17 protein-coding genes and 1 riboswitch are annotated in these 20,489 nt (G+C 71.8%); of the genes, 5 read left to right on the top strand and 12 right to left on the bottom strand.

Features of this window, described 5'->3' with window-relative positions; translation table 11 throughout:
- The 8 genes from VNT59_RS20315 to VNT59_RS20280 all read right to left on the bottom strand — a co-directional run.
- On the bottom strand, positions 1 to 618 hold a 618-nt coding region (locus VNT59_RS20315), incomplete at its 3' end, for an ABC transporter substrate-binding protein (protein ID WP_325501518.1).
- A 13-nt stretch (positions 619 to 631) separates the two neighbouring features.
- Positions 632 to 1,399 carry an ABC transporter permease gene (locus VNT59_RS20310; protein ID WP_325501516.1) on the bottom strand — a complete coding sequence of 256 codons (768 nt, stop codon included), beginning with the start codon at positions 1,397 to 1,399 and terminating at the stop codon, positions 632 to 634.
- The gene (locus VNT59_RS20305) at positions 1,396 to 2,133 is read right to left on the bottom strand and encodes an ABC transporter ATP-binding protein (RefSeq protein WP_325501520.1); all 738 of its coding nucleotides are present in this window, start codon (positions 2,131 to 2,133) and stop codon (positions 1,396 to 1,398) included. The genes VNT59_RS20310 and VNT59_RS20305 overlap by 4 nt, the downstream gene beginning before the upstream one ends.
- A gap of 11 nt (positions 2,134 to 2,144) precedes the next feature.
- Positions 2,145 to 3,617: an acyl-CoA reductase gene (locus tag VNT59_RS20300; protein WP_325501514.1), complete on the bottom strand. Its 1,473-nt coding sequence runs from the start codon at positions 3,615 to 3,617 to the stop codon at positions 2,145 to 2,147.
- Entirely contained in the window at positions 3,614 to 4,720 is a 1,107-nt protein-coding gene (locus tag VNT59_RS20295) for a long-chain fatty acid--CoA ligase (RefSeq protein WP_325501512.1), read from the bottom strand. Before VNT59_RS20295 ends, VNT59_RS20300 begins: the two co-directional genes overlap by 4 nt.
- A 6-nt stretch (positions 4,721 to 4,726) precedes the next feature.
- On the bottom strand, positions 4,727 to 5,572 hold the full coding sequence (thiD, locus tag VNT59_RS20290; RefSeq protein WP_325501510.1) for a bifunctional hydroxymethylpyrimidine kinase/phosphomethylpyrimidine kinase: 846 nt from the start codon (positions 5,570 to 5,572) through the stop codon (positions 4,727 to 4,729).
- A 134-nt stretch (positions 5,573 to 5,706) separates the two neighbouring features.
- Positions 5,707 to 5,802: riboswitch (TPP riboswitch) on the bottom strand.
- 90 nt (positions 5,803 to 5,892) lie between these two features.
- Positions 5,893 to 7,503, bottom strand: coding sequence for a gamma-glutamyltransferase family protein (locus VNT59_RS20285; RefSeq protein WP_325501508.1), 1,611 nt, complete (start codon positions 7,501 to 7,503; stop codon positions 5,893 to 5,895).
- Between the two features lie 77 nt (positions 7,504 to 7,580).
- Positions 7,581 to 8,543, bottom strand: coding sequence for a tripartite tricarboxylate transporter substrate binding protein (locus VNT59_RS20280; protein WP_325501506.1), 963 nt, complete (start codon positions 8,541 to 8,543; stop codon positions 7,581 to 7,583).
- A 108-nt stretch (positions 8,544 to 8,651) separates the two neighbouring features.
- Between VNT59_RS20280 and nth the strand changes: the two genes are divergently transcribed.
- Together nth and VNT59_RS20270 are read left to right on the top strand one after the other, a co-directional pair.
- The gene (gene nth / locus VNT59_RS20275; RefSeq protein WP_325501504.1) at positions 8,652 to 9,302 is read left to right on the top strand and encodes an endonuclease III; all 651 of its coding nucleotides are present in this window, start codon (positions 8,652 to 8,654) and stop codon (positions 9,300 to 9,302) included.
- Positions 9,303 to 9,367: 65 nt separating this feature from the next.
- Positions 9,368 to 9,637, top strand: coding sequence for a hypothetical protein (locus VNT59_RS20270; protein WP_325501502.1), 270 nt, complete (start codon positions 9,368 to 9,370; stop codon positions 9,635 to 9,637).
- Between the two features lie 3 nt (positions 9,638 to 9,640).
- On the opposite strand, the gene VNT59_RS20265 is transcribed toward VNT59_RS20270, so the two are convergent.
- Positions 9,641 to 10,051 (bottom strand): hypothetical protein, encoded by a 411-nt coding sequence (locus VNT59_RS20265; protein WP_325501501.1) that lies wholly within the window; start codon positions 10,049 to 10,051, stop codon positions 9,641 to 9,643.
- A gap of 174 nt (positions 10,052 to 10,225) precedes the next feature.
- Between VNT59_RS20265 and VNT59_RS20260 the strand changes: the two genes are divergently transcribed.
- The 3 genes from VNT59_RS20260 to VNT59_RS20250 all read left to right on the top strand — a co-directional run bounded on the left by VNT59_RS20260 (position 10,226) and on the right by VNT59_RS20250 (position 13,311).
- The gene (locus tag VNT59_RS20260) at positions 10,226 to 10,939 is read left to right on the top strand and encodes a response regulator transcription factor (protein WP_325501499.1); all 714 of its coding nucleotides are present in this window, start codon (positions 10,226 to 10,228) and stop codon (positions 10,937 to 10,939) included.
- Positions 10,911 to 12,761 carry a sensor histidine kinase gene (locus VNT59_RS20255; protein WP_325501497.1) on the top strand — a complete coding sequence of 617 codons (1,851 nt, stop codon included), beginning with the start codon at positions 10,911 to 10,913 and terminating at the stop codon, positions 12,759 to 12,761. The genes VNT59_RS20260 and VNT59_RS20255 overlap by 29 nt, the downstream gene beginning before the upstream one ends.
- A 157-nt stretch (positions 12,762 to 12,918) precedes the next feature.
- Positions 12,919 to 13,311 (top strand): hypothetical protein, encoded by a 393-nt coding sequence (locus VNT59_RS20250; RefSeq protein ID WP_325501495.1) that lies wholly within the window; start codon positions 12,919 to 12,921, stop codon positions 13,309 to 13,311.
- Between the two features lie 45 nt (positions 13,312 to 13,356).
- On the opposite strand, the gene VNT59_RS20245 is transcribed toward VNT59_RS20250, so the two are convergent.
- From VNT59_RS20245 to VNT59_RS20235, 3 genes are all read right to left on the bottom strand, one after another.
- Complete coding sequence (locus tag VNT59_RS20245) at positions 13,357 to 14,766, bottom strand: efflux transporter outer membrane subunit (protein WP_325501493.1); 1,410 nt, start codon at positions 14,764 to 14,766, stop codon at positions 13,357 to 13,359.
- 2 nt (positions 14,767 to 14,768) lie between these two features.
- Positions 14,769 to 18,032 (bottom strand): efflux RND transporter permease subunit, encoded by a 3,264-nt coding sequence (locus tag VNT59_RS20240; protein WP_325501491.1) that lies wholly within the window; start codon positions 18,030 to 18,032, stop codon positions 14,769 to 14,771.
- A 52-nt stretch (positions 18,033 to 18,084) separates the two neighbouring features.
- A partial coding sequence (locus tag VNT59_RS20235) for an efflux RND transporter permease subunit (RefSeq protein ID WP_325501489.1) occupies positions 18,085 to 20,489 on the bottom strand: 2,405 nt, incomplete at its 5' end.

The raw sequence follows: 20,489 nt of genomic DNA, 5'->3' as shown, positions 1-20,489 counted from the left end.
CACGTTCACGTCCGGCAGGCCGCGGCGGCGGCCGATCAGCAGGCCCGTGTCGGTGGCGGCGGTCGCGTCGACCTGCCCCTGCATCAGCGGCGCGAAATTGAGCAGGCCGGTGACGACCACCGTCACGTCGGCCTCGGTCAGGCCGGCCGAATGCAGCAGCACCTGCAGGCCCTGGCGCGTGCCGCTCGCCAGGCTGTAGACGCCGATCTTCTTGCCCTTGAGGTCGGCCGGCTTGCGGATGTTGTTCCTGGCGAGCGACACCACGTTGAACACGTTCTGCGGATAGATGTCGTAGATCGCGCGCAGCTTCTCGCCCTTGTCCAGCGCCGAGAAGAACGAGCCCGGATCGGTGAAGGCGACGTCGGCCTGTCCGCTCAGGATGTTGCGGATCGAGTCGCCGCCGCCGGCGCCCGGCACGTACGCCAGCTCGATGCCGTTGGCCTGGTAGAAGCCCTTGTCCGGCTCCACCAGCAGCGGCATGACTTCGGTGATCGCCTTGCTCCAGCCGGCGACGGTGACCTTGTCCAGCCGGGCCGCGCCCTGGGCCCAGGAGGCGGCAGGCAGGGCGACGAGGGCGGCGCCGGCGGCGAGCATGGTGCGACGGGTGGCTTGGTTCATGGCGGGGTCCGTTTCAGGAGAGTTGGGTGTAAGGGCGCAGCAGCCAGCGTTCCAGGGCCAGCGCGGCCTCGTAGACCAGCATGCCGAGGATGGCGATCAGCACGAACACGGCGAACATCAGCGGCGTGTCCATCATTCCCTGCGCGGCGATGACCAGCGCCCCCAGGCCCTGGCTGGTGCCGATGAATTCGCCGACCACCGCGCCGATCAGGGCGAGGACGACGGCGACCCGCAGGCCGGCGAGGATGCCGGGCAGGCCGGACGGCAGCTTCAGCCGCCACAGCGTCTGCGCCCGCGTGGCGCCGAGCATGCGGAACAGCTCGATGCGCTCGGGCGCCACCTGCCGCAGGCCGGTGAGCGTGTTCTCCATCAGCGGAAAGAAGCAGATCAGCGCCGTGATCACCACGGTGGAGGTCATGCCGAAGCCGAACCAGACGATGAACAGCGGCATCAGCGCCAGCTTGGGAATGACCTGGCTCACCACGACGTAGGGCATCAGCAGGCCGCGCAGCAGCCTCGACTCGGCCATCGCGACGCCGGCCAGGAAGCCGATCACGCAGCCGCTCAGCAGGCCGAGCGCCAGCTCCATGCCGGTGGCGCGCAGGTGCGGCCAGAAGTAGCCGCTGGCGATGCCGTTGGCGAGCGAGCGGTACACCAGCGACGGCGCCGGCAGCACCAGCGCCGACAGGCCGAGGAAGCGCGACGCGCCTTCCCAGGCGAGCAGCAGCGCCAGCAGGAGCGCGAGCGATCCCAGGCGCAGGCGCGGGCTGGTGCCGTTCATGCCGCCACCGCGTCCATGTGCATCGCCGCCCGCACCCGGGCGCAGTGCCGGACGAAGGCTTCGCTGGTGCGGGCGGCGGCGTTGCGCGGCCGCGGCAGCTCGACCCGCACCTGCTCGACGATGCGGCCGCCGTCCATCACGGCGACCCGATCGCCCAGGTAGACCGCCTCGGCGATGTCGTGCGTCACGAACAGCACCGTCGTGCGGCGCTCGCGGGCCATGTGCAGCAGGTCGTCCTGCAGCTCCTCGCGCGTGATCGCATCCAGCGCCGCGAACGGCTCGTCCAGCAGCAGCAGCGCCGGCTCGAGCATCAGCGCCCGCGCCAGCGCCACCCGGCTCTGCTGGCCGCCGGACAGCTGCCGCGGGTAGTGGCGTTGGTGGCTGGCCAGGCCCAGCTGGTCGAGGAGGCGATGCGCGCGTTCGAGGTCCCGCGGCGTCGGCCGCTGCCGCAGCGACACCGGCAGCAGCACGTTGTCCAGCACCCGATGCCATTCCAGCAGGGTCGGCGCCTGGAACACGAAGCCCAGCTGCGGGCCGGGCGCCGTGAGCGGCGCGCCCTGCAAGGCGATCTCGCCGGTGTCGGGGCGCAGCAGGCCGGCCGCGAGCTTGAGCAAGGTGGTCTTGCCGCAGCCGCTGCGGCCGACCAGGCAGTGGAACTCGCCCTCGCCCACCTCCCAGTCGACGGCCTGCACCACCGGCGGCCAGCCCGGGAAGGTGTAGCCCACCTGCCGCATGGAAAGAAAGCTCACGCCCCGCCCTCCTGCGCATACGGCGCCAGGCGGTCGGCGGCGCGCTCGGCGGACTGCTCGATCTCCACCATGCGCACCAGGTCCAGCAGGTTGAAGCGCCCGTCGTGGTGCCAGCCGGCTTCGGGCGCCGTCATCGAACCGACGGCCGCGACGCGCGTGACCCCGGCGCGGCCCAGCAGCGCCGACAGCCGGAACAGCTCCGCCGGCTCGGCCGCGATGCCGGCGGTCTGGAGAAAGGAGGCGTGCGGCGCCACCAGCGCCACGGCGTCGTCGAGCCGGTCGATCGCCACGACCTGGATGCTGCGGTGGCCGGCCGTCGGCGCCAGCGGCTGCGGCGCGTCGGCATAGGCCACGGCCCAGGCGACGTCGCCGGCGCCGAGCAGTTCGCCGCCGCCGGCGGCGAGGGTGCGCAATTCGCTGGCCTGGCGCCAGCCGGCGAGCGCGGCCGCGTCCTCCAGCGCCAGCGCCCGGCGCGGGTAGCGCCGCTGCAGATTGGCCAGTTCGCTGGCCAGGTACTGGGCGAACTCGCGCGGGCTCACCCGGCCGCCGCGCTCCACGTAGAACAGGTGCGGCGAATAGCAGCCCTGCTGCTCGTAGCGGACGACGTCGTGCGCCGCCAGGCGGGCCGTCGCGGCGGCGCGTTGCGAGTCGAGCGCCGCCCGCCCGATCAGCCCGAAGCCGAGCTTGTGGCCGTAGGGCAGGAAGCGCGTCGTCACCGGCAGCTGCTGGCGGACCTGCTCGATGGCCCGGTTGCCCCCATAGGCCAGCACGGTGTCGGCCTGCGCGAACAGCGCGTCGGAGGCCGCCCGGTCGCCGCCCTGCCACCACACGATGGCCAGGCATTCGGCCAGCGGCGGATGCACTTCGGCCAGCAGCCGCGCGAACAGGCTCGCGAACAGCGGTTCGGCGCTGGGCAGCTTGCCGATGTTGCCGGCCTTCACCAGCAGCCCGCAGACCAGGCTCCACACGGGCAGCGCCGGCACGTTGCCGGCCCAGCTGTGCACCAGCAGCTCGGGGCCGAAGGCGCGAACGGCGCCGCCCTTGGCCGCCGGCTGGAATTCGTCGAGGACCTTCGGGTTGGCGAAGTCCTCGGCGACGAAGCGATGCAGTTGCGGCGCCCGGAACGTCTGCAGATAGGACGACAGGCCCAGCCGCACCATCTCGGCGTCGTAGCCGGTGATCGCCGGCAGCAGCCGCTCGGCCTGCCGCCGATAGGGATCGCGCGGGTCGAGCAGCCGGGCGATCGCCGCGTCGACGATCTGCACGATCCGCGAGACGGCGAGCGGCTGCAGGTGCTCGCGGCTGGCCGCCTTGACCCGGCGCGCCAGCGCCTGCATCTGCCCGCCGGTGAGCACCGGCACGTCGACTTCGACCCGCGCGCCGCCGGCGCCGAACGCCAGCGTGTGCCACTGCACGTCCGCCGCGGCGAGTCCGGGCAGGTGGCCGGCCGCGACCCGTTCGGGCGTCATGCGCGGGCGGCCTGGATGAATTCCTCCACCGCGAGCGAGCAGCCCTTGGCCTGCGCGCCTTCCGCGCGCCCGAGCAGCAGGAAGCCGGCGCCGCGGGCGACGCCGACGTCCTCGGTGAGGATGGTGGTGACCGAATTGAAGTTGGCCAGGTCGCAGTGCACCAGGATCCCGCGCTCGCCCGGCGGCACGTCGCGCCCGGTGAGCGGGTCCACGATGCGCGAGCGGATCCAGTGCGGACCGGACTTCACCGACGGCACCACGGCGTTGCCGTCGTCGTAGAACTGCGAACTCAGCTCGGTCATCCCGTACATGTTGATGCACTGCTCGCGCGGCACGCCGAAGGTCCGCGCCAGCGCGTCGTAGAACTCCTGGAAATCGAGCTGGCGCGACTGCTTCTTGTAGCCGCCGGTGTCCAGGATGCGGCTGCCGGGCGGCAGGCGGAACGACCGGCCCTGCGCCTGCAGTTCGTCCATGAGGTGCACGAAGCTGTAGCTGGCGCCCAGCAGCGCGCAGGGCTCGCCGGTGCGTTCCGCGCCGGCCAGGGCCTCGCCCACCGCGGCGGTGTCGAGCCCCTGCGGCCCGATGAAGTGCCGCGAGCCGGGCGCGCCGAACTCCTGCACCGCGTACTGCAGGTAATGGGCCAGCGACGAATTGGGCAGCGCCGACTCGTCGGGAAAGAGGATGCCCATGCGGATGCGCGGCACGCCGCGCATGAAGCGGCGGGCGAAGTTGCCGTGGAACGAGGCGTTCCACACGGCCAGCGTCGGGTGGTGATTGCGCCCCTTGACGTCGCCCCGGGTCGTGCCGCTGGTCATGAACACGCGCTCGCAGCTGGCCGGCGGCTGGCAGCTGAGCGTGAGATCCTTGAAGCCGTTGATCGGCACCGCCGGGATGTCGCGCCAGCCGCGCACCTGGCGCGGCGTCGCGCCGCGGCCCTGGCAGAAGCGCCGGAACGGCTTGTTGTTGGCGTACTGGTAGCCGAACAGCCGCAGCGCCAGCGCGTCGAAGGCCTCGTCGCTGCAGCCGTCCTGGGCGATGAAGGCCAGCAGCGCCGCGACGATCTCGGCGGCGGCGCTGGGCGCGGCGGTGGGCGATGCGTCCATGGGCTGTCAGGCCAGCGGCAGCTGCCGCGTCGGCTGCGGCGCGTAGCCGTGATCGAGGGGACCACTGCCCGCGCCGGTGCGCACCGCGGCGCCGGCCGCCAACGCGCCGCGCACGTAGTCGCGCGCCCGCTGCACCGCCTCGGGCAAGGCGCTGCCGAGCGCCAGGTGGGCGGCGATCGCGCTGGACAGCGTGCAGCCCGTGCCGTGCGTGTTGGCGCTGCGGATGCGCGGCGCCCGCAGCCGCAGCGGCGGCTCGCCGCGCGCCAGCAGCAGGTCGCTGACGGTGTCGCCGGCCAGGTGTCCGCCCTTGAGCAGCACCGCCGGGGCGCCCATCTCCAGCAGCTCCCGGGCCGCGCGTTCCATGTCGTCCTCGGTGTCGAGGCGGCGCCGCACCAGCAGCGCCGCCTCGTCGAGGTTGGGCGTGATCACGCTCGCCTTGGGAAACAGCTCGCGCACCAGCACCGCGACCGCCTCCTCGTCGATCAGCACGGCGCCGCTGGTGGCGATCATCACCGGGTCGAGCACGACCCGCGGCAGGCGGTGGCGGTCGATCGCGGCGGCGACGGTGCGCACCGTGTCGGCCGAGTGCAGCATGCCGATCTTCACGGCGTCGACGCCGATGTCCTCCACCACCGCATCGATCTGGTCGATGAGCATCGGCAGCGGCACGGCGTGGATCGAACGCACGCCCGTGGTGTTCTGCGCCGTCAGCGCGGTGATCGCGGTCATGCCGTAGCAGCCAAGCGCGGCGAAGGTCTTCAGGTCGGCCTGGATGCCCGCGCCGCCGCCGCTGTCGGAGCCGGCGATCGAGAGCACGCGCGGATAGCGCAGCGTCCTGGCGATGGTGTTCATCGCGCGCTCCCGGCGCGCGCGCGGGCATGCGCCGCGACCGCCCGGACGGCTGGCTTCGCTGATGACTTCATACGGGGGCTCCTTCGCGACCTTGGTCAGGTGCTCCGAAGGCAGACCTGGCGCGGTGACGGGCCGGCCAGGCGAGAGGCTCTTCTTCCGCCGGTGTGAACCGGATCAAGTTCGCGGGTGTAGTCTCAGCACGCTGGTCGCGTGCACCCCGGAGCAGATGCATTTTGGCACGCCCGCCCGCGGGCCGTCAACGCATGAGCATGGCGGCGCCGGTGTCTTGCCGTCCCCCTCGAGGGCGGCGGTGCGTTCGATCAGAAGCCCGCCACCAGCCCGTCGCGGCGCGGGTCGCTGGCGCACAGATAGCCCTCGACCTTCGGCTCGCCGGCGCGCCAGATGAACTGGCCCGCCCCGAAGTCCTGGTAGCTGTCGTTGATCACCTCGACCTGGTGGCCGCGGTCCTGCAGGGCCTGCACGGTCGCCGCGTTCATCTGCTGCTCGACGTTGATCTCCAGGCCCTTGTTGAAGCGCCAGCGCGGCGCGTCGCACGCCACCTGCGGCGCCTGCCCGTAGTCCAGCATCCGCACGACAGTCTGCATGTGGCCCTGCGGCTGCATGTTGCCGCCCATCACGCCGAAGCTCATGACCGGCTGGCCGTCCCGGGTCAGGAAGGCCGGGATGATGGTGTGGAACGGCCGCTTGCCGGGCGCGAGCTGGTTCGGTCCGGGCAGCAGCGAGAAACCGTGGCCGCGGTTCTGCAGGCTGATGCCGAACGTCGGCTCCACGCAGCCCGAGCCGAAGCCCATGTAGTTGCTCTGGATGAAGCTGACCATCATGCCGCTCTCGTCGGCCGCCGTGAGGTAGATGGTGCCGCCCTTGACCGGGTTGCCGGCGCCGAAATCCTGGGCCCGCTTCATGTCGATCAGCCTGGCGCGGCTGGCCAGGTAGCCGTCGTCCAGCATCTGCTCGGGCGTCACTTCCATGGTGCGCGGATCGGAAACGTAGCGGTACACGTCGGCGAAGGCGAGCTTCATCGCCTCGACCTGCAGGTGCTGCGAATCGGCGCCGTCGACCGCCAGGCCGGCCACGTCGAAGTGCTTCAGGATCCCCAGCGCCATCAGGGCCGCGATGCCCTGGCCGTTGGGCGGGATCTCGTGCAGCGTGTAGCCGCGGTATTCCTTGCCGATCGGCTTCACCCACTCGGGCTTGAACGCGGCGAAGTCCCGCGCCGTGATGCTGCCGCCGTTGGCCGCGGCGAACTTCTCCACCGCCTGCGCGATCTCGCCGCCGTAGAACGCCTGGCCCTTGCTGTCCGCGATCCGGCGCAGCCCCCGGGCGGCGGCCTTGAACTGGAACAGCTCGCCGCCCCGGGGCGCCCGGCCCCAGGGCAGGAACGACTCCGCGAAGCCGGGCAGGCGGCCCAGTTCGGGCGTGGCGGCGGCCCACTTCTGCTGCACGACGATCGGCAGCAGGTAGCCGCGCTCGGCGATCTCGATCGCCGGCTCCAGCAGGTCGGCGAACGGCAGCTTGCCGAAGCGCTCGGACAGCGCCACCCAGGCGCCGACGGCGCCCGGCACCGTGGCCGCGTCGAAGCCGCGCTTGGGCGGCGTCCTGGCGTCGTCGCCGTACTTCTTGCGGAAGGCCTCGACCGTCCAGCTGGCCGGCGCATGGCCCGACGAATTGAGCCCGTGCAGTTCCTTGCCGTCCCACAGGATCGCGAAGGCATCGCTGCCCAGGCCGTTGCTCACCGGCTCGCAGATGGTCATCGCGGCGGCGCAGGCGATCGCCGCGTCGACGGCGTTGCCGCCCTTCCACAGCATGCGCAGGCCGGCCTGGGCCGCCAGCGGATGCGAGGTGGACACGGCATTGCGCGCGAACACGGGCAGCCGCACGCTGGGGTAGGGATTGTGGAAGTCGAAGTTCATGCTGTTGATGGGTCGTGGCGTGGTCGCGGCGGGCTCGGGGCGGCCGGATCAGGTCCGGCCGGGCGGCGCGCCGGCGCTCATTCGGGCGTGATCTTGCGCTCGGTGATGATCTTCTTCCACTTGGCGCGATCGGCGTTGGTCATGGCGGCGAACTGCTGCGGCGTGCCGCCGGCCGGCTCGATGCCCAGCTGCGCCAGGCGGTCCTTCACGTCGGCTTCGCGCAGGGCCTGGTTCAGGCCGGCGTTGACCTTGGCGACCAGGTCCGCGGGCAGCCCCTTGGGGCCGTACACGCCGAACCAGGTGACCGACTCGTAGCCCGGCACGGTGTCGGAGATCGGCGGCAGTTCGGGTAGCAGCGGCGAGCGCTTGACCGAGGTGATGCCCAGGGCGCGCAGCCGGCCCTGCTTGACGTGCGGCAGGCCGCTGGGCAGCGAGTCGAACAGCACGTCGATCTTGCCGCTGATCAGGTCGGGGATCGCCAGCGCCGTGCCCTTGTACGGGATGTGGACCAGGAAGGTGCCGGTCTGCGCCTTGAAGTACTCGGCCGTGAGGTGGACGATGGTGCCGTTGCCGCTGCTGGCGTAATTGAGCTTGCCCGGGTTCTTGCGGGCATAGTCGATCCACTCCTTCACGGTCCTGGCCGGCGACGTGTTGGGCACCAGCATGATGCTCGGCGCGTTGCCGACATGGGCGATCGGCGTGAAATCGGCGACCGGGTCGTACGGCAGCTTGGCGCCCAGGCTGGGGGCGATGCTGTGCGTGCTGCTGGTGGCCAGCAGCAGCGTGTAGCCGTCGGGCGCGGCCTTGGCGGCCAGGTCGGAGCCGATCGCGCCGCCGGCTCCGGGCTTGTTGTCGACGACCACCGTGGTGCCCAGCTTCTCGCCCAGGCGCTGGGACACGGCGCGGGCAAAGATGTCGGTCGCGCCGCCGGCCGGGAACGGCACCACGAGGCGGATCGGCCGGTTGGGATAGGTCTGGGCCTGCGCCAGCGTGCCGGTCAGCAGCGCGGCGGCCAGCAGGAAGCTGTGGAGCAATTTCATGGAATCCTCGCCTGGAGAGCCTGCGATTATCGCCGCAGGGGGCGACGGCGCCTTGGCTGCGGCCGCTGGCCGGCTGCCCGATTCGACCCTGCCCCTACACTCCCGCCCATGAGAGACGACCAGGTCGAACCCTTCTTCGCCACGCTGCGGGCGGCCAACCCGCTGCCGACCACCGAACTCGAATTCACCACCCCCTTCGAACTGCTGGTGGCGGTGCTGCTGTCGGCGCAGGCCACCGATGCCGGCGTGAACAAGGCCACGCGCCGGCTGTTCCCGCGCGCCAACACGCCGCGCGCCATCCTGGCGCTGGGACAGGAGGGGCTGGAGGAATCGATCAAGACCATCGGCCTGTACCGCAGCAAGGCCAGGCACCTGCTGGAAACCTGCCGCATGCTGCAGGAGCGGCACGGCGGCAAGGTGCCGCGCACCCGCGAGGAGCTGGAATCGCTGCCCGGCGTCGGCCGCAAGACCGCCAACGTGGTGCTGAACGTCGCCTTCGGCGAGGAGACCATGGCGGTGGACACCCACATCTTCCGCGTCGCCAACCGCACCGGGCTGGCGCCGGGCAAGAACCCGCGCGAGGTCGAGGACCAGCTGATGCGGCGCGTCCCCAAGGCCTACCTGGCCGACGCCCACCACTGGCTGATCCTGCATGGGCGCTACGTCTGCGTCGCCCGCAGCCCCAGGTGCTGGGAGTGCGCGGTGGCGCGGTACTGCGATTACCGGCCCAAGACGCCGCCGCCCGGCGCCAGCCGCTGAAGGCGCCGGCCGCGCTCCGGCGGCCGGCAATGCGTCTACAGTGACGGACACGAAAGCGAGGCGCCATGGATTCCACCCAACTCGAGCAGACCGTCGAACTGCACGGCCAGAACATCAACGGCCTGATGGAGAACCAGCTGGCGCTCACGGCGCAGGTGCAGGTGCTGCAGGCCGCCCTCGCGACGCTGCTGCTCAACCACCCGGATCGCGCCACCCTGCTCGGCACCTTCCAGCAGTACATGAAGATCTGCAAGGACTCGGCGCCGCGCCTGGCGGGCCGGATGGAAGCGCTGGAAGGCGGCATGCTGGCGCTGCTGGGCCAGCGCCAGGACTGAAGCTCAGCGCCAGGCGACCAGCCGGCCCGGCAGCAGCCAGCTGAACCGGCGCGGGCGGTCCTCGCCCGGGCGGGTGATGCGCAGTTCCACCCAGTCGGGCCGCGGCGTCACGGCGATGAACTTGAGCACGCCCGCGCGGTGCCGGCCTTCGAGCGGCGCGCCTTCCCACAGGATCGCCTTCTGCTGGTGGCCGCTGGCGTCGACCAGGACCGCGTTGGCCACCACGTCGTCGGGCAGTTCGCGGTCGCGCGAATCGAGCACCACGGCGAAGTCCCACACCGTGGCCTCGGCGCTGAGATTGCCGGCGGTGGCGGCGACGGTGACGCCCCGCACCGTGCTGGTCTGGGTCACGGTTCCGGCCTGCGCCGCCAGCGCCATCGCCGCCAACACCAGCACCGGAAAACGGACGTCCATGGGGCCACAGTAGCCCGCGGCCGGTGCGTCCGCTGGACCCGAATCAAGCCGTTTCAGACCTTGCACAAGCTGGCGCCCCGCGCGGTCGGCCACCACAAAATAATGCGGCCTGCTGAGCCTGCGGCGCGGCTAGAGTGTGTGCAACAACAAGTTCTTCCGACTGCATGCAACGCCATGACGGCCCAAGCCATCCCGTCGAGCCACCCCGCCCCCCAGCCCGGCATCAAGGTGCTGGTGGTGGAGGACGAACCGGTGTTCCGCCAGCGCTTTTGCGACGCGGTCTCGGCGGAGCCCGCACTGCGCCTGTCCGGCGCCGCCGGCACGGTGGCGGAAGCCTGCGCCCTGCTGGACTCGCTGGCGCCGGACGTGGTGCTGGCCGACCTGGGCCTGCCGGACGGCCAGGGCGTGCAGGTGATCGAACACGCCAAGGCCGGCCACCCGGCGCGTGACGTGATCGTCGTCACCATGTTCGGCGACGACGGCCACGTGGTCGACTGCATCCGCGCCGGCGCCACCGGTTACCTGCTGAAGGACGCGCTGCCGCGCGACATCGCGGACGCGATCATGCAGGTGCATGCCGGCGGCTCGCCGATCAGCCCGGCGATCGCGCGCCGCGTGCTGCAGAGCTTCCAGCCGCCGCAGCGGGCGCCGCAGCCGGACACGCCGGCCGTGCCCCCGGCGGCAGCCCCCCCGCCGTCCCCGCTGTCCGAGCGCGAAACCGAAATCCTGCGGCTGGTGGCCAAGGGACTGAGCTTCAAGGAGGTGAGCGCCGCGTTGTCCATCTCGTCGCACACGGTGGTCACGCACGTCAAGCGCGTCTACCAGAAGCTGGCTGTGCATTCGCGAGGCGAGGCGGTGTATGAAGCCAACCAGATGGGCCTGCTGTAAGGTCTGGCTGGCCCTGCTGCTGGCACTGTCGGCGCTGTCCACCGCGGCGAGCGCGACCCCCGACCAGCCGAGCCAGGCTTGGGTGCTGTTCGCCGACAGCATCGAGCCGCCACCGGCCGGGGCCGCTTGGCAGCCGATCCAGCTGCCGACCGCCACGCCCGCGCCGGTGGCCTGGTTCCGCCTCGCGTTCGACCTGGACCAGACGCCGGCCGATGCCTGGTCGCTCTACCTGCCGTACTTCTACAACGGCGGCCGGCTGGTCCTCAACGGCCAGCCGCTCGCGCGCATCCGGGAGTCGGGTCCGGACGACCTGGTGCGCTGGGAGCGGCCGCACCTGGTGCCGATCCCGCCGGCCGTCCTGCGGCCCGGCCGCAACGAGCTGCTGCTGCGCGTAGCCGCCACGCCGCGCGCCAGCCTCCGGCTGCCGGTGCCGACGCTCGGCCCCACCTTCGAGCTGCTCGGCCACTACGAGAACCGGCTGTTCTGGGTGCGCACCATGTCGCAACTCACCGTGGCGGCCTGCACGGTGGTGGGCCTGCTCGGACTGTTCATCTGGTGGCGGCGGCCGGAGGAAGCGCTGTACGGCCTGTTCGGCGCCTCGGCCCTGCTCTGGGGCCTGCGCACCCTGACCTTCGTCGTCGAGGTGCTGCCGCCGGCCAGCTGGCATGCCTGGCGCACGCTGTACCACGCGGCCACCGGCGGCTTCGCCATCACGATGCTGCTGTTCGCGATGCAGCTGGCCGGCATGCACGCCGGGCGGCTCCGGTGGTTCCTGCTGGGGTACTGGGCGCTGGGGCCGCTCGGCTACATCGCCTCCGGCGGCAACGAGCTGCTGATCAGCACCGTATGGGCCGGCGGACTGCTGCCGATCGGCCTGGCGCTGCTGGTGATCGCCGTCATGGCCGCCTGGCGCCAGCGCACGCCGCAGCTGATCGTCCTGAGCGCGGCGCTCGGCGTGGCGGTGCTCGCCGGCTTCCACGACTACCTGCTCGCCTCCGCGACGCCGGTGATGCAGGCGCTGGCGCCGCGCTGGGCGGCGCACCGCATCTTCCTGCTGCACTACGCGGCCGACCTGCTGCTGGTGGCCATGGGCGTGGTGCTCGCGGTACGGCTGGTCGGCACGCTGCAGGCGATCGAGCAGCTCAATTGCACGCTGGAGGCGCGGGTCGCCGAAAGCGAGCGGGCCATGGCCGCCAACTACGAGCGGCTGCGGCGGCTGGAGCGCCAGCACGCCGCGATCCAGGAGCGCCAGCAGATCATGCGCGACCTGCACGACGGGCTGGGGTCGCAGCTGTTCGTGGCGCTCTCGCGCGCCGAAGGGGGACGGATCTCGTCGGCCGAGCTGGTGCAGGCGCTGCGCGACTGCATCGCCGACATGCGACTGACGCTGGAGGCCATGAGCCCGGACGGCAACGACTTCCTGGAGGCCTGGGGCAATTTCCGGTTCCGCTGGCAGCAGGTGCTCGACGGCTGCGGCGTCGCTTCCGACTGGAAGCTCGAAAGCGAGGACGAGCGGGTGGAGATCGGCGCGCACGTCACCCTGCAATTGCTGCGCATCGTCCAGGAGGCGCTGACCAACGTGCTCAAACACGCGGGCGCCGACCGGGTCGAGATCGGGCTGCGCGCCCGGCGGGAGGCGATCCGCATCGAGATCGCCGACAACGGCCGGGGACTGCCGGACGGCGACGCCGCCGCCGGGCACGGGTTGGCCAACATGCGCGCCCGCGCGCACCGGGTCGGCGCCCGGCTGCAGGTCGCCGACCGCCACCCCGGCGTGCAGGTGTGCGTCGACCTCCCGCAGCGGCAGGCAGCCGTCGCCTAAACGCGGGATAGGCAAGCGCCGATGCGGCGCGCACGATCGGCACGACTTCGGGGCCCGGAGCCCGAAGCAGACAGCCGGCGCGGCCGCCCGCGGAAGGCGGCACACGCCGGAGACGGACACCGCACGTGCCCATTGCCAGCCGTCCAAGGAGAACACCATGACCCGCAACCTCGCAGCCGCCCTCTCGTTCACCGCCGTCGCCGCGGCCAGCGTTGCCGCCACCGCCGCCCTCGTCCTGCCCCGCACCGCGATCGCCGACGACATCACCGTCGACACCACACCGTTCGTGAGTGCACGCACCCGGACCGACGTGCGCGGCGAACTGCTGGCCCAGCCGGCCCTGGCGCGCACCGAATGGGCGCTGCAGAAGGATTCGTACCAGCTGAAGGGTCCGCTGACGCCGGCCGAGGTCAGGGCCGACTACGTCGCCGGCCGGCGCGAAGTGAGCGCGCTGACCGCCGAGGACAGCGGCTCGTCGTACTTCAAGATGAAGCCGCTGGCGGCCTCGGCAGCAGCGGCCACGGCGACCATGGGAGCGCCGGCGCAATGAACGCGCCTTCGCCGGCGGCACGCGACGAGCCGGCGGGGGCCCGCCTCACAAGCCCCGCCAGCCGCCCCCCAGCGCCTGGATCAGCGCCACCGCCGCGACCTGACGGTCCGCGAGCGCCTGCGCCACAGCGCGTCTGGCACTATGTGCTGTGACCTGCGCCTGCACGACCTCGGTGAATCCCACCTGCCCCGCCTGGTAGCGATTGAGCACCTGCTGCTCCACCAGGTTGGCGGCCTGCGCCGCCTGCTCGCGCAGCGCCAGCTGCTGCTGCAGCACGCTGGCGGCGACGAGCTGGTCCTCCACGTCGCGGAACGCATCGAGCGCGGTCTGGCGGTAGCGCGCCGCCGCCTCCTGCAGGCCGGCGCGGGCGCTCTCCACCCGGGCACTGCGCGCGCCGGCATCGAACAGCGTCTGCGCCAGCGACGCGCCGAGCGACCAGGCCAGCGCCGACGCGCTGAACAGGTCGCCGATGCTGGCGGCGCCGGCGCCCAGCGAGCCGGACAGGCGGAAGCTCGGGAACAGCGCCGACTGCGCGATGCCGATCTCCGCGTTGGCCTGCGCCACGCGCCGCTCGGCCGCGGCGATGTCGGGGCGGCGCTGCAACAGCGTCGACGGCACGTCGACCGGCACCTCCGGCACCGTGCCGGCCCACGCCGGCCGCGGCGCCAGCGCGAAGCCGGCCGGCGCCTGGCCCACCAGCACCGCGATCGCGTGCTCCAGCGCGGCGCGTTGCCGCTCCAGTCCGAGCTGCTCGGCCCGGGCATTGGCCAGCTGCGTCTGCGCCTGCAGCACGTCGGTGCGCGCGGCGATGCCGGCGTCGTAGCGGTTTTGCGTGATGCGCAGCGTGCGCTCGTAGCCGGCGATGGTCTGCGCCTGCAGCGCCCGGGCGGCGTCCAGCTCGCGCAGGTTGAAATAGTCCACCGCCAGCTCGCCCTGCGCCGACAGCCTGGCCGCCTGCAGGTCGGCGGCACTCGCCTGCTCGCCGGCGCGGGCGCTTTCCACCCCACGCTGCAGGCGGCCCCAGACGTCCGGCTCCCAGTTGCCGCCGATGCCGACCTGGTAGCTGCTGCGGGTCGGCGTCTTGCCGCCGCCGCCGCTGCGGTCGGCGCCGCCGTTCAGGCTGACCAGCGGGAACAGCGAAGCGCGCTGCTCGGCCACCAGCGCGCGCGCCTGCGCATAGCGGGCCACGGCCGCGGCGACGTTCTGGTTGGAGACCTCCACCTGCGCGGCGAGCCCGTTCAACACCGGGTCCTGGAACAGTTCCCACCAGGGGCCGCGCTCGAGCAGGTCGGCCGGCGCGCCGGCCACCCAGGCGCCGCGGCCTTCCTTGAAAGCGACCGGCGTGTCGACGGCGGGGACCTGGTAGCGCGGGCCGACGGCGCAGCCGGCCAGCGCCAGGGCCACGGTCACGGCCAGCGCGGCGGGGCGGAATCGGATCGAAAGACGCATCTTCATGTTCAGGCCGTGTGGGCCGCCGGGTCGCCGTGGCGGCCGAGGTGGCGCTCGAGCGGGCTGCGCCGCCGCAGCTTGTCCAGCAGCAGGTAGATCACCGGCGTCGTCAGCAGCGTGATCACCTGGCTGGCGATCAGCCCGCCGATGATGGTGATGCCCAGCGGCCGGCGCAGTTCGGCGCCCTCGCCGAAGCCGATCGCCAGCGGCAAGGCGCCCAGGCCGGCCGCCAGCGTCGTCATCAGGATCGGGCGGAAGCGCAGCAGCGAGGCTTCGCGCACCGCGGCGTAGGGCGACAGGCCGCGCGAGCGCTCGGCGTCGAGGGCGAAGTCGATGATCAGGATCGCGTTCTTCTTGACGATGCCGATCAGCAGGAACAGGCCGATCAGCGCGATGATCGACAGCTCCATGCCGAACAGCAGCAGCGCCAGCACCGCGCCGACGCCGGCGGAGGGCAGCGTCGACAGCACCGTGACCGGATGGACCAGGCTCTCGTACAGGACCCCCAGCACGATGTAGATCACGATCAGCGCCGCCAGGATCAGCATCGGCTGCTGCTGCTGCGACTCCTGCGCCGCGCGCGCCGTGCCCTGGAAGCTGCCGCGCACGTTGATCGGCATGCCGATGTCGGCTTCGGCCTGGCGCACCGCCGCCTGGCCGTCGGCGAGCTTGGAGCCCTCGGCCAGGTTGTACGACACGGTGGTGGCCAGCTCGGCGTCCTGGTGCGACACCGACCCGGGGGACGGCCGCTCCGAGAAGCGCGCCACCGCCGACAGCGGCACCATGGTCGCGGCGCGGCCGCTGACGGCCTGGCCGGTGGCCTGGTCGCGCAGCGACGGGTTCAGCGGCGTGGTCGCCGCCGTGGCGCTACCCGAAGTGCCGGTGGAAGCCGCGGCGCCGTTGCCGGCGCTGCCCTGGGCGAGGGTGCTGCCGCCCGCCGCGGCCCGCGCCGGCACGAAGATGTCGCGCAGCGCCTGCGGGCTGCGAATGTACTGCGGCGCCACCCCGAGGATCACGCGGTACTGGTTCAGCTCCTCGTAGACGGTGGCCACCTGGCGCTGGCCGAAGGCGTTGTAGAGGGCGTTGTCGATGTCGCGGGCGCTGATGCCCAGCCGCGCCGCCGTGTCCTTGTCCACCTCCACGTACGCCTCGACGCCGTTTTCCTGCTGGTCGGTGTCGACGTCCACCAGCGCCGGCTGGCGCTTCATCGCTTCGGCCAGCCGGGTGGCCCAGGCGCGCAGGTCGGCCACGTTGTCGCTCTTCAAGGTGTACTGGTAGGTGGAGTTGCTCTGGCGGCCGCCCATGCGCACGTCCTGGACCGGATTGAGGAACAGCGTGACCCCGGTGACCCGGGCCAGCTTCGGGCGCAGCCGGGTCAGCACCGCCTGCCCGCGCTCGCCCCGGTCGGGCTTGAGGTTGATGAACATGAAGCCGCCGCCGGCGCGGCCGCCGCCGGTGAATCCGACCACCGTGTCCACCGCCGGATCGGCCCGGATGATGTCCTGCAGCTGGCGCAGCTTCTCCTGCATCGCCTGGAACGAGATGCTCTGGTCGGCGCGCAGCCCGCCCTGGATCTGGCCGGTGTCCTGCTGCGGGAAGAAGCCCTTGGGCGCCATGGCGAACAGGTAGACGTTCAGGCCCACCACCGCCAGGAAGATCAGCAGCACCAGCCACTGGGCGTGCAGCGCCCAGTCCAGCGAGTGCGCGTAGCCGCGCTGCATCCAGGCGAAGCTGCGCTCGAACCAGCGCGAGACGCGGCCCGGCGGCCGCTGGTGCGCGTCGCGCGGCAGCAGCCAGGCGCACATCATCGGCGTGGTGGTCAGCGAGATCACCAGCGAGATCAGCACCGCGGCCGACAGCGTGACGGCGAATTCGCGGAACATCCGGCCGACCTGGCCGCCCATGAACAGCAGCGGGATGAAGACCGCCACCAGCGACAGGCTGATCGACAGCACGGTGAAGCCGACCTCGCGCGCGCCGAGCAGCGCGGCGCGGAACCGGTCCACGCCGGCTTCGATGTGGCGGGACGTGTTTTCCAGCACCACGATGGCGTCGTCGACGACGAAGCCGGTGGCCACCGTGAGCGCCATCAGGCTCACGTTGTTGAGGGAAAAGCCCAGCAGGTACATCACGCCGAAGGTGCCCAGCAGCGAGACCACGGTGGCGACCGCGGGAATGATGGTGGCGCGCACGCTGCGCAGGAAGGCGCTGACCACCAGCACCACCAGCGCCACGGCGATCACCAGCGTGAGCTCCACCTCGTGCAGCGAATGGCGGATGGAGGTGGTGCGGTCGGTCGCCACCTGCAGCCGGATGTCCGGCGGCAGCTGCTCCTGCAGCTCCGGCAACAGGTTGCGCACGGCGTCCACCGTCGCGATCGCGTTGGCGCCCGGCTGCAGCGTGACCAGCACGATGACGGCCGGACTGCCGTTGAACAGACCCAGGGTGTTGACGTTCTCGACGCTGTCGCTGACCTCGGCGATGTCGGCCAGCCGAATCGCCGCGCCGTCGCGCCAGGCGACCACCAGCCCGCGGTAGTCCTTGGCGGTGGGCCGGCCGCTGGCATCGCCGCGGGTGCCGGTGTAGATCTGCAGCTGCCGGCCGGCGCCCTCGATCGTGCCCTTGGGCCGGGTCGGGTTGCTCGCCTGCAGCGCCGCCCGCACGTCTTCGGTGCTGACGCCCCACCTGGACAGCGCGAACGGCAGCATCTCGACCCGCACCGCCGGCAGCGAGCCGCCGCCGAGCTCGACGTCGCCGACGCCCTGCACCTGGGCGACCTTTTGCTGGACGATGTTGGAGACGGCGTCGTAGATCTGCCCGGCCGAGCGGGTCGGCGAGGTCAGCGCCAGGATCACCACCGGGGCCGCCGACGGATTGACCTTGCGATAGGTCGGATTGCTGCGCAGCGTGGACGGCAGGTCGGCCCGCGACGCATTGATCGCGGCCTGCACTTCGCGCGCCGCGGCGTCGATCTTGCGATTGAGGTCGAACTGCAGCGTCACGCGGGTCGAGCCGTTGCTGCTGCTGGAGGTGACTTCGTTGACCCCGGCGATCACGCCCAGCCGCCGCTCCAGCGGCGTGGCGACGCTGCTGGCCATGGTCTCGGGGCTGGCGCCGGGGATGCTGGCGTTCACGCTGATCACCGGGAAGTCGACCTGCGGCAGCGGCGCGACCGGCAGCACGAAGAAGGCGGCGATGCCGGCCAGCGCCAGCCAGATCGTCAGCAGCACGGTGGCGACGGGGCGCCGGACGAAGGGGGCGGAGAGGTTCATGCGTCCTCTGCGAGTTTCTGCGCCCTCTGCGTTCGGCTGTTGGGTCCTGCATTCATCGCGTGGCCTCCGGTGCAAGCACGGGACGCCGCCCCCAGCGCCGGCCCAGGCGGTCGAAGCCCAGGTAGATCACCGGCGTCGTGAACAGCGTCAGCAGCTGGCTCAGCACCAGCCCGCCGAAGATCGCGATGCCCAGCGGGCGGCGCAGCTCGGCGCCCTCGCCCCAGCCCAGCATCAGCGGCACGGCGGCGAACAGCGCGGCCAGCGTCGTCATCAGGATCGGCCGGAAGCGCAGCAGCGCGGCCTGCCGGATCGCCTCGCGCGGCGCCTTGCCCTGCCGGCGCTCGGCGTCGATGGCGAAGTCGATCATCATGATCGCGTTCTTCTTGACGATGCCGATCAGCAGGATGATGCCGATGATCCCGATCACGCCCAGGTCGTTGCCCGTGAGCAGCAGCGCCAGCAGCGCGCCGACGCCGGCCGACGGCAGCGTGGACAGGATCGTCAGCGGGTGGATGTAGCTCTCGTACAGCACGCCCAGCACGATGTAGACGCACACCACCGCCGCGACGATCAGCCACAGCTGGTTGGTCAGCGACGATTCGTAGGCGCCGGCCGCGCCCAGGAAGGTCATGGTCACCGCGCGCGGCAGCTTGATCTCCTGCGCCGCCGCCCGCACCGCCTCCACGGCACGGCCCAGCGACACGCCGGGGGCGGTGTCGAAGCCGATCGTGGTCGCCGGGTACTGCGCCACGTGCGTGATCTGCAGCGGCGCGCGCCGCTCCACGATGCTGGCCACCGCGGACAGCGGCGTGGGTTCGCCCGAGCCGGTGCGCAGCTGCACCATGCCCAGCGACGCCGGCGTGGCGGCCGCGTCGGGCCGCGCCTCCAGGATCACGCGGTACTGGTTGGTCTCGGTGAAGATGGTCGAGACGATGCGCTGCCCGAAGGCGCTGTACAGCGCCTCGTCGATGCTGGCCGGCGAGATGTTCAGCCGCGCGGCGGTGTCGCGGTCGATGTCCACGTAGACGGCGGCGCCGGCCGCGTCGGCGTCGGTGGTCGCGTGGCGCAGCTGCGGCACGCCGCGCAGCCGGGCCGCGAGCCGGGTCGCCCATTCGGTCACCTGGGCCGTGTCGGCGCCCTCCAGCGAGACGCGGTACTGCGTCGGGCCGGACTCGGCGTCGATGGTGAGGTCCTGCGTCGGCTGCAGGTAGAGCGTGCTGCCCGCGACCTGCTGCGCGCGCTGGCGCAGCCGGTCCATCAGTCGCTGCTGGTTGCCGTGGCCCGGCTTCAGGTTGATCAGCAGCCGTCCGGTGTGCAGCATCGTGTTGTTGGCCGCGTCGACGCCGACGAAGCTGGCCACGGTGGCGACGTCCGGATCCTCCATCAGCCGCCGCGCCACCTCCTGCTGCATGGCCGCCATGCGCGTGTACGACACCGACTGCGGGGCCTCCAGGCGCGCCTGCAGCTGCCCGGTGTCCTGGGTCGGGAACAGCCCCTTGGGCATCCAGACGTACAGCAGCACCGTCAGCACCAGGGTGGCGAACGCGACCAGCAGCGTCAGCCGCTCGCGCAGCAGCACCCAGCCCAGCCACCGGTCGTAGCCGGCGATCAGGCGGTCGAAGCGGCGCTGCAGGCGCCCGCCCCAGCCGCCCTCGCCGCCGGGGTGGGCGCCGAGCCAGCGCCCGGACATCATCGGCACCAGCGTCAGCGACACGACCGCCGAGATCAGGATGGTGATCGCCAGGGTCACGGCGAACTCGCGGAACAGCCGGCCGACGACGTCGCCCATGAACAGCAGCGGAATGAGCACGGCGACCAGCGACACCGTCAGCGAAATGATGGTGAAGCCGATCTCGCTGGCCCCCCGCAGCGCGGCCTGCATCGGCGCCTCGCCGTTCTCGATGTGGCGGGCGATGTTCTCGATCATCACGATGGCGTCGTCCACCACGAAGCCGGTCGCGATGGTCAGCGCCATCAGGCTCAGGTTGTTGAGGCTGTAGCCCAGCAGGTACATCACCCCGAGCGTGCCGACCAGCGAGATCGGCACCGCCAGGCTCGCGATCAGGGTGGCGCGCGGGCTGTGCAGGAAGGCGAAGATCACCAGCACGACCAGCACCACGGCCAGCACCAGTTCCATCTGCACGTGCTTGACCGAGGCGCGGATGCCGGTCGTGCGGTCGCTCAGGAGCTCGACGTTCACGCCGGCCGGCAGTCCTGCGGTGAGTTCGGGCAGGCGCTTCTTGATCGCATCCACCGTGGAAATCACGTTCGCGCCCGGCTGGCGCTGCACGTTGAGCACGATCGCGGGCTTGAGCTGGCCGCCGACGGTGGCCCACGCGCCAAGCTTGACGTTCTCGGCGCCCTGCACCGCCTTCGCGATCTCGCGCAGCCGCACCGGCGCGCCGTTGCGGTAGGCGACGATCAGGTTCTGGTAATCGGCGGCGGTGAGCAACTGGT

This window comes from Ramlibacter sp. (assembly GCF_035554825.1).
Taxonomy (GTDB): domain Bacteria; phylum Pseudomonadota; class Gammaproteobacteria; order Burkholderiales; family Burkholderiaceae_C; genus Ramlibacter.
This window is presented reverse-complemented; position numbering and strand designations above follow the sequence as displayed.